This is a genomic window from Streptomyces sp. NPDC059850, assembly GCF_042731515.1.
In the GTDB taxonomy this organism is placed as follows: domain Bacteria; phylum Actinomycetota; class Actinomycetes; order Streptomycetales; family Streptomycetaceae; genus Streptomyces.
Genome location: NZ_JBHWJI010000006.1, coordinates 1 through 12,029 on the forward strand (window position 1 = coordinate 1; position 12,029 = coordinate 12,029).

6 protein-coding genes are annotated in these 12,029 nt (G+C 69.5%); all 6 read left to right on the forward strand.

What is annotated here, in order from left to right; genetic code table 11:
- Nucleotides 1–4,487, forward strand: a 4,487-nt coding sequence (locus ACFV9T_RS06645) for a type I polyketide synthase (protein ID WP_385437144.1), incomplete at its 5' end; no start/stop codon positions are given.
- Between the two features lie 26 nt (nucleotides 4,488–4,513).
- A complete protein-coding gene (locus tag ACFV9T_RS06650; protein ID WP_385437146.1) occupies nucleotides 4,514–5,290 on the forward strand; it encodes an arylamine N-acetyltransferase in 777 nt (258 codons plus the stop codon).
- A 24-nt stretch (nucleotides 5,291–5,314) separates the two neighbouring features.
- Nucleotides 5,315–6,913 carry a bifunctional 3-(3-hydroxy-phenyl)propionate/3-hydroxycinnamic acid hydroxylase gene (locus tag ACFV9T_RS06655; RefSeq protein WP_385437147.1) on the forward strand — a complete coding sequence of 533 codons (1,599 nt, stop codon included), beginning with the start codon at nucleotides 5,315–5,317 and terminating at the stop codon, nucleotides 6,911–6,913.
- Between the two features lie 21 nt (nucleotides 6,914–6,934).
- Nucleotides 6,935–7,885 (forward strand): class I SAM-dependent methyltransferase, encoded by a 951-nt coding sequence (locus ACFV9T_RS06660; RefSeq protein WP_385437149.1) that lies wholly within the window; start codon nucleotides 6,935–6,937, stop codon nucleotides 7,883–7,885.
- Nucleotides 7,886–7,905: 20 nt separating this feature from the next.
- The gene (locus tag ACFV9T_RS06665; protein ID WP_385437150.1) at nucleotides 7,906–8,874 is read left to right on the forward strand and encodes a LysR family transcriptional regulator; all 969 of its coding nucleotides are present in this window, start codon (nucleotides 7,906–7,908) and stop codon (nucleotides 8,872–8,874) included.
- A gap of 132 nt (nucleotides 8,875–9,006) precedes the next feature.
- Nucleotides 9,007–12,027 carry a 3-phosphoshikimate 1-carboxyvinyltransferase gene (gene aroA, locus ACFV9T_RS06670; RefSeq protein WP_385437152.1) on the forward strand — a complete coding sequence of 1,007 codons (3,021 nt, stop codon included), beginning with the start codon at nucleotides 9,007–9,009 and terminating at the stop codon, nucleotides 12,025–12,027.
- Nucleotides 12,028–12,029 lie beyond the last annotated feature (2 nt).

A 12,029-nucleotide genomic window follows, 5' to 3' on the forward strand; every position in this document is an offset into this window, starting at 1 on the left:
GTGAGTTTGATCCGGGGTTTTTCGGGATCAGTCCGCGTGAGGCGTTGGCGATGGATCCGCAGCAGCGGTTGCTGCTGGAGGTGTCGTGGGAGGTGCTGGAGCGGGCGGGCATTGACCCGACCTCGCTGCGCGGGAGCCGGACCGGCGTCTTCGCAGGCGCCATGTACCACGACTACGGCACCATGGTGAAGCGCGTACCGGACGAGCTGGAAGGCTTCCTGGGCAACGGCAACGCGGGCAGCTTCATCACCGGCCGGGTGGCGTACACGTTCGGCTTTGAGGGCCCGGCGGTGACGGTGGATACGGCGTGTTCGTCGTCGTTGGTGGCGATGCATTCCGCCGTGCAGGCGCTGCGGTCGGGTGAGTGTTCGCTGGCGCTGGCCGGTGGTGTCGCGGTGATGGCGACGCCGGGGAGTTTCGTCGAGTTTTCGCGGCAGCGTGGTCTTGCTCCGGATGGTCGGTGCAAGTCGTTCGCGGCGGGCGCGGACGGTACGGCGTGGGCCGAGGGTGTCGGGCTGCTGTTGCTGGAGCGGTTGTCGGACGCGCGGGCGAACGGGCACCAGGTCCTGGCCGTGGTACGGGGCGTCGCGGTGAACCAGGACGGTGCGTCGAACGGCATCACGGCGCCGAACGGCCCGTCGCAGCAGCGAGTGATCCGGCAGGCCCTCGCCAGCGCGGGTGTGTCGGCGGCCGATGTGGACGTGGTGGAGGCGCATGGGACGGGTACGTCGCTGGGCGACCCGATCGAGGCGCAGGCGCTGATTGCGACGTACGGGCAGGAGCGTGCGGCGGATTGTCCGCTGTGGCTGGGTTCGCTGAAGTCGAACATCGGGCATGCGCAGGCGGCTGCGGGGGTGGCTGGTGTGATCAAGATGGTGGAGTCGATGCGGCACGGTGTGCTGCCCAAGACCCTCCACATCGATGAGCCGTCGCCGAAGGTCGACTGGTCCGCCGGTGCGGTGGAGCTGCTGACGGAGGCGCGTGAGTGGCCGGAGCTGGACCGGCCCCGGCGGGCGGCGGTGTCCTCGTTCGGCATCAGCGGGACCAACGCGCATGTGATTCTCGAATCCGTCGAGGAAGAGGCTGCTGAGCCTGCGGTGTCCGATGGTCCCGTGCCGTTGGTGGTGTCCGCGAAGTCTGCGGATGCGCTGAGAGCACAGGCGGAACGGCTGGCGTCGTATCTGGACTCCGACCGCGACGTGAGCCTTGCTGATCTGGGCGTTGCGCTGGCCACGTCACGGGCGCGGCTTGATCACCGAGCGGTGGTGGTGGCGGAGTCCGCAGACGAGGCGCGGGACGCGCTGTCCGCCGTGCGTGGTGAGGAAGTGGTCTCTGGCCGGTTGGGTGTGCTGTTCACGGGCCAGGGGTCGCAGCGGATCGGGATGGGGCGTGGGCTGTACGCGTCGTATCCGGTCTTCGCCGAAGCGTTCGACGAGGTCTGCGGGGCCGTGGATGCTCTGCTGGGGCGGTCGCTGAAGGAGGTGGTGTTCGGGGAGTCCGAGCCGCTGGATCAGACTGGATTCGCCCAGCCCGCACTGTTTGCCATCGAGGTGGCGCTGTTCCGCCTGGTCGAGTCGTGGGGTGTGCGGCCGGACTTCGTTGCGGGGCATTCGATCGGCGAGGTCGCGGCGGCGTTCGTGGCGGGCGTGTGGTCGCTGGAGGATGCGGCGGCGCTGGTGGTGGCGCGGGGCCGTTTGATGCAGGCCCTGCCCGAGGGCGGCGTGATGGTCGCTGTCGAGGCCACCGAGGATGAGGTCGCCCCGCTGCTGACCGAGGGCGTGAGTATCGCGGCGATCAACGGACCGACATCGCTCGTAGTGTCGGGTGCGGAAGACGCCGTTCTCGCCCTGACGGGACGTTTTGAGGGCCGCCGGGTGAAGAAGCTGCGGGTGTCGCACGCTTTCCACTCGCCGTTGATGGACGGGATGCTCGACGATTTCCGCCAGGTCGTGGCCGGGCTGAGCTACGCCGCGCCGCGACTGCCGGTGGTGTCGAACCTGACCGGTGAGCTGGCCGAGCCCGAGCGGCTGTGTTCGCCGGAGTACTGGGTCGAGCACGTCCGTGGCACTGTCCGGTTCGCCGATGGAGTGGAGACCCTGCGGGGGCAGGGCGTGGTCACATTCCTGGAGCTGGGCCCGGATGGTGTCCTGACCGCGATGGCGGGCGAGGGTGGCGTACCGTCGCTGCGCCGCGATGTGTCCGATGAGCGCCGGGCGCTGCTCACCGCCGTAGGACGGCTGCACACGCGCGGCATCGCGGTCGACTGGACACAGGTGTTCGCGGACGCGGGCGCGGACGCCCGCCGCGTCGACCTGCCCACGTACGCCTTCCAGCGCCAGCGCTACTGGCTCGAAGGCGAGGCCGACCCGGAACCCCACACCACCGACTCCGACACCGAGTTCTGGGAGGTTGTCGAGCGCGGCGACACCCACGCCCTGGCGCAGACGCTCAACGTCGAGACGGCGGCGCTGGATGAGGTTCTGCCCGCCTTGTCCTCGTGGCGCAGCCGTCGACAGGAACAGTCGATGGTCGACGGGTGGCGCTATCGCATCGTGTGGCAGCCGATCGCCGCGCCAGCGGCAGCCACCAGCACAGGCACCTGGCTTCTGGTGGTGCCCGCCGGATACGACGACCCGCTGGTGAAGTCCGTCGACGGCGCGTTCGCCGAGAGCGGCGGCCAGGTGCTGCGCGTAACGGTGGACCAGGAGGAGCGTCAGGCGCTGGCCGATCTCATCGGCGCGGAACTCGCCACCGTGGCGGGCGGCCTGTCGGGGGTGGTGTCCCTGCTGGCCCTGGACGATCGTCCGTACCACCCGCATCCCACCCTGTCGGCCGGACTCGCCGCGACCGTGACGCTCGTGCAGGCGCTCGGCGACCGGGACATCACGGCGCCGCTGTGGTGTGTGACGGCGGGTGCGGTGGCCGTCAGGGACGACGGCGAGCTGACGAGCCCGTACCGGCACATGATGTGGGGCCTGGGCACGGTGCTCTCGCTCGACCATCCCCAGACGTGGGGCGGTCTCGTCGACCTGCCCGCCGAGCCCGACCAGCGGGCGCGGGAACACCTGGTCGCGATCGTGTCCGGGGCGGACGGGGCGGACGGGGCGGACGGCGCGGACGTCGGGGACCGCGTGGACCGCGTGGACGGCGAGGACCAGGTGGCGATCCGCCCGGAGGGCGTGTTCGCGCGCCGGTTGGAACGGGCCAGGGCCGGTGCGGACGCGGTGCCGTCGTCGCCGTGGACGCCGCGCGGTACGGTCCTCATCACTGGCGGTACGGGCGGTATCGGTGCCCATGTCGCGCGCTGGGCCGCCGGTCGGGGCGCCGAACATCTGCTGCTGCTCAGCCGTCGCGGGCGGGACGCCGATGGCGCGGCCGCACTTGAGGCGGAGCTGACCGCGCTCGGCGCACGCGTCACCATCGAGGCCTGCGACGTGTCCGATCGCGCGGCGCTGGCCGGGCTGATCGCCGATGTGCCGGACGGCCACCCCGTGACCGCCGTGTTCCACGCGGCCGGGGTCGCGCAGGAACCACGGCGGCTCGCCGACACCACCATCGAGCGGTTCGCCGGGGTGGGCCTGGCGAAGGTGGCCGGTGCGGCGCATCTGGACGAGTTGCTGGCCGACCATGAACTCGACGCCTTCGTGGTGTTCTCCTCCGGCGCCGCCGTGTGGGGCGCCGCCGGGCAGAGCGCCTATGCTTCCGCGAACGCCTTCGTGGAGGCGCTCGTCCGCCGCCGCCGGGCGGCTGGGCGCCCCGCCACCGCCGTGGCCTGGGGCGGCTGGGCCGGTGGGGGCATGGTCGACGCGTCCGTGGCGGGCGAGTTCACCGACGCCGGAGTGGGGCTCATGGCGCCCCGGCCCGCCGTATCGGCCCTGGCCCAGGCGATGGACGCGGACGAAGGCCACCTGGTGGTGGCGGACATCGACTGGACCCGGTTCGCGCCCTCCTATCTGGTCGCACGGGACCGGCCGCTGCTGCGTGGTCTGCCCGAGGTGGCCGCGCTCACGGCGGCGGAGCCCGCCGGGGCGGAGGAACGCGAGCGCGACGCCTCGGAGTTGCTGTCCCGGCTGACGGGGCTGGCCGCGCCGGAACAACACCGGACGCTGGTCGAGGTGGTGTGCGCCGAGGCCGCGAGCGTGCTGGGACACGCGCAACGGGACCTGGTGCGCGATGGTGTCGCCCTGCTGGACATCGGATTCGACTCGCTGACCGGGCTGGAGCTGCGCAACCGGCTGAACCAGCTGTCCGGGCTGGAGCTGCCCCCCGGATTGATCTTCGATCAGCCCACCGCGGGCATGATCGCCGACACCATGCTGGAAGCGCTGCAGCCCGGTCTCGCCGTCACACCGGCGTCCGTGGCGGAGGAGCTGGACAAGCTGGAATCCGCCATGTCGAGGGCCGCGCAGGACGACGACATGACGCGCGAACTCGTGGTCACGCGGCTGCGCGAACTGCTGGTCAAGTGGGACGACGTGACCGCGTGACGACCCAAGGGAAAAGAGAAAACCGCATGTTCGAGGTCGACACCTATCTGCGCCGCATCGGCTTCACGGGGGAGCCCGAGCCCACCATCGAGACCTTACGGGCGCTGCACAAGGGACACCTCATGTCGGTGGCGTACGACAGCAGCCACTTCATCAACAGCTTCACCGGCTTCCGGAACGTGGTCGACATCGACGTCGACCAGGCGTTCGCCGACATCGTGGTGAACGGCAACGGGGGAGTGTGCCATGACCTCAACGGCCTCTTCCGCCGACTGCTCGCGGACCTGGGCTACGAGGTCGAGCTGCTGGCGGCCTCGCAGCGGTGGCCGAACGGCCGGTTCGGCCCCGACCTGGAGCACACCTTCGGCTGTGTGCGGCTCGACGGCGACATCTGGCTGGTCGACGTGGGCTTCGCCGGGCCGTCGTACCTGGAGCCGCTGCGGGTGTCCGACGAGGTTAGCCACCAGTACGGATGCGACTACCGGCTGACCGGACAAGGCGCCTACCACGTCCTGGAACGCAAGGACCGGACCGGGGAGTGGCGGCCGGTCTACCGCTTCGAACTCCGGCCCCGCGAGGTGGCCGAGTGGGACAGCCCGGAGGCCACGGGCGTGGGCGAGGTCGTCAGCGACTCGCTGTTCGCGGGCACCGCGCTGCGCGGACGCGCACTGCCCAACGGCCAGCTGGTGCTGACCGGGAAGCGGCTGCTGCGGGTCGAGGACGGCCACGAGAAGATCCGCACCCTGATCGATCCGGCCGAGTACGACAGCGTCGTCAAGGACATCCTGGCCGGGAACGGCTGAGGGCCGGGCGAGATGGAGACGACGATGCGACCCGACGCCGACGTGGCCGTCATCGGCTACGGGCCGGTCGGCCAGGTGCTGTCGATCATGCTGGCCCAGCGCGGCTGGCGGGTGACGGTCATCGAGCGCTGGCCCGAGCCCTACCCCATGCCACGTGCCGTCGGCTTCGACGACGAGGCCGCCCGGATCCTCGCCACCACGGGGATCGGGCAGTTCCTGGACAAGGTGGGAGAGAACTCCCGGGACTACGGCTGGCGCAACGCGGCGGGCGAAACGCTGGTCTACATGGAGAGCGCGGCGGACGGCCACTGCGGCTGGCCCCAGGCCACGGCGATGTATCAGCCCGGGCTGGAGTCGACCCTCATCACCCGGGGCGAGGACTTCCCGAACCTCCAGGTGATCCGCGGGCATGAGGTGGTGGAGCTGGAGGACCACGGGGATCACGTCGGCATCGTCGCGGAGGACACCGACGCGAACGAGCGCACCCTCACCGCACGCTGGGTCATCGGATGCGACGGCGCGAACAGCTTCGTGCGCGAGTGCATGGAAACCTCGCTGACCGACCTGGGGTTCTTCTACGACTGGCTGATCTGCGATGTGGTGCTGAACGAGCCGCGCGCGTTCCAGCCGAACAACCTGCAGATCTGCGACCCGGCCCGGCCCAGGACCGCCGTGTCCGCCGGACCGGGACACCGCCGCTTCGAGTTCATGCGGCTGCCCGGCGAGAGCATCGACGAGCTGAAGAAGACCGAGACCCTCTGGCGCATGCTCGCGATGTTCGACATCGGCCCCGAGGACGCGACGCTGGAACGCCACGCCGTCTACACCTTCCAGGCGCGCTGGGCCGGGCAGTGGCGCGCCGGACGGCTGCTGCTCGCCGGGGACTCCGCCCACCTGATGCCCCCGTTCGCCGGGCAGGGAATGTGCTCGGGATTCCGGGACGTGGCCAATCTGTCCTGGAAACTCGACCTCGTGCTGCGCGGGCTCGCGGATGAGCGGCTGCTGGACACCTACACCGCCGAACGGCGCGCGCACGTCCAGAACGCCATCACCACCTCGGTGAAACTGGGCAAGGTCATCTGTGTCACCGACCCCGTCGCGGCCGCCGACCGTGACGCGATCATGCTTGCCGGGCGGGAACGCAGCGGTGTGACGGCCCTGCCCATGTCGACGCCGATCCCGCTGTCCGAGGGGCTGCTGCACCGCACGGCGGAGGGCACGCCGATCCGCCCGGCCGGTGCCCTGACCCCCCAGGCCCGGGTGGCGAGCGGGGACCGCACCGGCCCGTTCGACGAGGTGATCGGGCTCGGGTTCGTGCTGCTGGCATCGGTCGACCCGAGGCCTCACCTCGACACCGGGCAGCGGGAGTTCCTCGAAGGCCTCGGCACCCGGATCGTCCATGTGCTGCCCCACGGCACCGCGCCGGAGGGCCTGGACGCCGACACCGTGGTCGATATCGAGGACCGCTATCTGCCCTATCTGGCCGGGGCCGGTGTGACGGCCCTTCTGATACGCCCGGATTTCAACGCCTTCGGCGCGGCGGAGCACGCCGATGAAATGGGCCCGCTGGTCGACGAACTCCGCCGCCAGCTCCGGGACCAGGCGCCCGCCCCCACCGAGTAACCACAGCAAGAGAGGAAGACCATGGGTACACGCGAGGATATGTACGGACTGTTCACGAGCGTCAACGAGATCAACCTGAACGGTGAACGGAACCGGGGGGACGCCAAGGACGGGAAGCTCAAGAACAACATCGCCACCAGCTACGACCTGCAGGCGCAGATGTCGAAGAAGGGAATCCTGTGGAACTGGGGATTTCATGACGACCAGATCGCCAAGGAGATGAACGCGAGGATCCCGGATTTCCTGAACTATGACACCGACGGTTTCTCCGAGGAGCTGTATTTCTTCGCGCTCAAGCAGGTACCCTTCGATCTGGACGACTTCGCGGAAAAGTCCGTGCTGGAGGTCGGCTGCGGTCTGGGCGAAGGGCTGAACTTCCTCTCCCGCGTCACCAAGGCGGCCGGAATGGTCGGCCTCGACCTGTCGGAGCAAGCCGTCAAGCGGGCCAATGCCTCGCTCTCCCGGGACGGGCTGAGCTACGTCCAGGGCGACGCGGAGAACCTTCCCTTCGAGGACGGGGAATTCGATGTCGTCCTCAACATCGAGAGCGCGCACAACTATCCTAACCTGGAGAAGTTCCTCGCCGAGGTCGCGCGGGTTCTCAAGCCGGGCGGCTACTTCTCGCACGTCGATCTGTTCACCACGCAACGGCATGCGCACATGCAGGAGTTGAAGGAGAAGGACCTCGGTCTGGAATGGATTCACGAGCGTGATATCTCGGCGGAGGTCAGGGCCGCGGTTCACCGGCGGCTGGCTCCCGACGGCTCCTTCCACAAGGCGCTGCAGGGGCAGCGGATGGGTATGGTCCAGCGTCATATGGCCAAGCGGGTGGGGCCGGAGGCCGTCGGCGGTTCCTTCGCCGGTTACTACGACAGCCGCTCCACCAAGCTGCTGAAGAAGATGGGCCTCCTGCCGGCGCAGTTCATGCCGCCGGTCGACAGCTACCGGCACATCGTGGCCAAGAAGCGATGAGGACCCCGAATCTGGCCACGATGGACCTGAATCTGCTGGTGCCACTGCAGGCGCTCCTCGTCGAGCGAAGCGTCACGAAGGCTGCGGAGCGGCTTTCCGTGGGCCAGCCGACGATGAGTACCGCGCTGGCCAAGCTGCGTCGCGTCTTCGACGACCCGCTGTTGCTCAGGGACGGCCGTGACTGGGCGCTCAGCCCCCTGGCGGAATCCCTGGAGAAGCAGCTTGAAGAAGTCCTGTCACAGATCGGGTATTTGCTGGGCGGTACGGCGAGTTTCGACCCCGCCTCCGCCCGGCGGACCTTCACGGTGGTCTCCGACGACTATTCGGCGGTCCTCTTGATGGGGCCGCTGCTGGAAGAGGCGGCCGACCTGGCGCCGCAGGTGCGGATCAATCTGATCTGGCAGCAGGCCGGGCACCTGGACATGCTGCGCACGAAGAAGTGCGACCTCGTACTGCGGCAGCAGGCGGCGGCTTCCAGTGACGGCACCTCCGCTTTCCCCGGCGCCGTACTGCTCTGCGACGACTTCGTCGGGGTGGTCACCGATGACCATCCCGATGTCGGTGAGCGGCTGTCCGCCGAGCATATGGTGCGCCTGCCCTATGTGCGGGTGACCGGATCCGCCATGGATCAGGCCGAGACGGGTTTCCCGAAGAACGCGCTGTCGGGAAACGCGGTCGCCACGACGGAAACCTTGACCTCTGCCCTGCATATGCTGCCCGGAACCCGGATGTTCACCATCACACAGCGGCAGCTGTTCGAGAGGTTCGGCCGGGCGCTCGGGCTTCGCGCGGTCGAGATCGAGGTGCCGACGCCCACCGTGACCGAAGTAATGTACTGGCATCCACAGTCCGCGGCGGATCCCGCGCAGCAGTGGCTTCGCTCGACACTCCGGCGAATCGCTGCGGAAGTCTCCGCATTCGATGTGTTCCGGCCTCAGGTATCGATGGCAGTGATGTCAGCCATGGGAAAGTCATCGTTTTCAAACTGACTCGCGGGCCGCTACCCTAATCTTCGGTACCTGATCGATGAATTCGAGGTAGGTGGCAGCTCTTTCTTCGCAGCTCTTTCTCTGCGGAAGCGATGCAAATCCTTTATGAACCAGTGGATTTGGAGACTGGAATTGCGGCTATTAGTGAAGCGGTTGTCCGATCGGGTTACGGGACAACTCGCCGTTCCTACCTCGAAATATCATGCGCACCGGGCCCTGATCCTGGCGTCCCTCGCCCCGGGGGTCAGCCGGATCGTGGGGCTGTCGGACGCCGGCCATGTGCGGCACACCCTCTCCGCGCTGCGGAGCCTCGGTACGCGGATCGAGGTGGACGGTGACGCCTTCGTCGTGCATGGCGGTCCGTACCGCCCGCGGCAGTCCGAGGTCTCGGTGGGGAGTTCGGGCACGACGCTCTACTTCCTCGCCGGACTCGCCTGCCTGGCGGAGTCGCCGGTGACCGTCGTGGGGCAGAAGTACTTCCAGCGGCGTCCGATCGGCCCGCTGCTGCGTGCGCTGTCCGACCTCGGCGTCGACCTTGACTCGCCCACCGGCTGCCCGCCGATCTCCGTACGGCCGAGCCGTCCGAAGGGCGGCCACGCACGGATCCAGGGCACCCTCTCGCAGTGGATATCGGGGCTGCTGCTGGTGGCGCCGTTCGCGACGGGGCCGAGCGTGATCACGGTCGAGGGCGAGTTCAACGAACGGTCCTACGTGGACCTGACGGTCCGGATGATGAAGCAGTTCGGCCTGTACGTCGAGGTGTCCGAGGACGGGCGGCGGTTCGAGATCGCCCCGGACCAGCAGCCCACCCCCGCCACGGTGGTCCTGCCCCCGGACGTCGGTTCGGCGGCGTTCGGGCTGGCCGCGGCGGCGCTGCACCCGGCCGACGTACTGTTCCGGGGCCTGCCCGCGGTACCCGCGCACGAGGTGGACCACCCCGAGGCGGACGTGCTGCATATCCTCGCCGACATGGGCGTGCCGATGATGTCCGACCCGGAGACCGGCATGGTCCGGGTCCGCCACGAGGGCACGCGGCTGAACCCCGTACGGATCGACTGCCGGGCCGTACCCGACATGCTGCCCATGCTGTCCGTGCTCGGGTCGGTGGCCGATGGCACCACCGTGTTCGACAACATCGGCCACGTCCGGCTCAAGGAGTCCGACAGAGTCGCGGCGATGACGCAGCTCAACAAGATGGGCGCCCGGATCGAACAGCGCGGCGAGCAGCTGCTCTGCCACGGTGTGGACCGGCTGACCGGCGCGGATCTCTCCTCGTACAACGACCACCGGGTGCTCATGTCGCTGGCCGTCGCGGGCTCGGCGGCCGCCGGTGAGACCCGGCTGACCTACCCGAACGCCTACCGCATCTCCTACCCGCGCTTCCTCGACGACATGAACCGCCTCGGGCTGGACGTGTCGGTGGAGAAGGGCGAGAGGGGCGAGAAGGCGGAGACGGCCGAGAAGGCCCGCACGCCTCGCCAAGCGGAGGCCCGCCAGACGGACTCCGGTCCGGCCGGATTCACCGCGCCCGCCCGCACCGCCACCGTCCTCATCGGGGACCACCTGCGCCGATGGGCCGACACCCGTCCCGATGACCCCGCCGTGTTCGACCCGGGCACCGACGGGCGGCGGGAGCTGGGCTGGACCTGGCGGGACCTCGACCAGCAGGTCGACCGGATCGCCACGCTCCTGCTCGACCTCGGCGTACGGCCCGGCGAGCCGGTCGCCTACCAGCTGCCGAACCAGGCCGAGTTCGTCGCCCTCGCCCTGGCCGTGGCCCGTATCGGAGCGGTCAGCTGCCCGCTGATGCCGATGCTGCGGCAGCGGGAGACGGCCTTCATGCTGCGCCGCTCCCGGGCCCGGGTGCTGGTGGTCCCGGCGAGCTTCCGTGGCCGCGACTACCCGGCCGAAGTGGCGGAGCTGCTCCACAGGGACGAACCTCCCGCCGTGGAACACGTCCTGGTGATCGGCGGAAAGGCAGCGCCACAGGAGACGCCGGAGACGGCCGGGACGAGCTGGTACGACTTCGCCGAGGCCGTACGCCGTGCCCCGGACCGCGACCGGATCGACGCCCGGCGTCCGGAGCCCGCCGCCCCGGCCCAGCTGCTGTTCACCTCCGGCACCTCCGGCGAGCCCAAGGGCGTGCTGCACCGGATGGACGCGCTGACCAGGGCAGCGGCCATGGAGATCCACCACCTCGGCCTGACCGGCGAGGACCGGGTCTTCGTCCCGTCGCCACTGGCACACCAGACCGGCTTCCTCTACGGCATGTGGCTCGCGGTCCTGCGCGGCGTGCCGCTGATCCTGCAGCCGGTGTGGGACGGCAAGGCCGCCCTCGGCCTGCTGCGCCGGTACGAGGGCACCTTCGTCCAGGCCGCGACGCCGTTCCTCGGCGACCTCGTCGAGGCGGTCGAGGAGAGCGGGGAGCCCCCGGCCGCGCTGCGGATCTTCGTCGCCACCGGGGCGGCGGTGCCGCGCGCGCTGGCCGAGCGGGCTACCGAGGTGCTGGGCACGTCGGTGTGCGGCGCCTGGGGGACGACCGAGACGTGCCTCGGCTCGCTGTCCGCGCCCGGCGACGACCCCACGAAGATGTGGGGCACGGACGGCCGGGCCCTGGAGGGCATCCGGCTGCGCGTCACGGACGACGAGGGTGCCGTGCTGCCCGCCGGGCAGGAAGGCAACTTCGAGATCTCCGGCCCGTGCATGTTCGAAGGCTACTTCGACCGTCCCGAGTGGACGGCCGAGGCGCTGACCGCCGACGGCTGGTTCCGCAGTGGCGATCTCGCCGTCATCGACGAGTCCGGCTACGTGCGCATCAGCGGGCGGGTGAAGGACGTCGTCAACCGTGGCGGCGAGAAGGTACCCGTGGGGGAGATCGAGCAGCTGCTGCACACGCACCCCGCGGTGCGCGATGTCGCGATCGTGGCGATGCCCGATCCGCGGCTCGGGGAACGGGCCTGCGCCTTCGTCGTGGCCGACGGGGACTTCGGCTTCGCCGAGATGCGCCACTTCCTCGACGAGCGACAGGTCGCCAAGCCGTACTGGCCCGAGCGGCTGGAGTTCATGGACCGGCTGCCCCGGAATCCGGCGGGCAAGGTGCAGAAGTTTCTTCTGCGCGAACACATTCAGAAGCTGATGAGGAGCGGGGCGTGAGC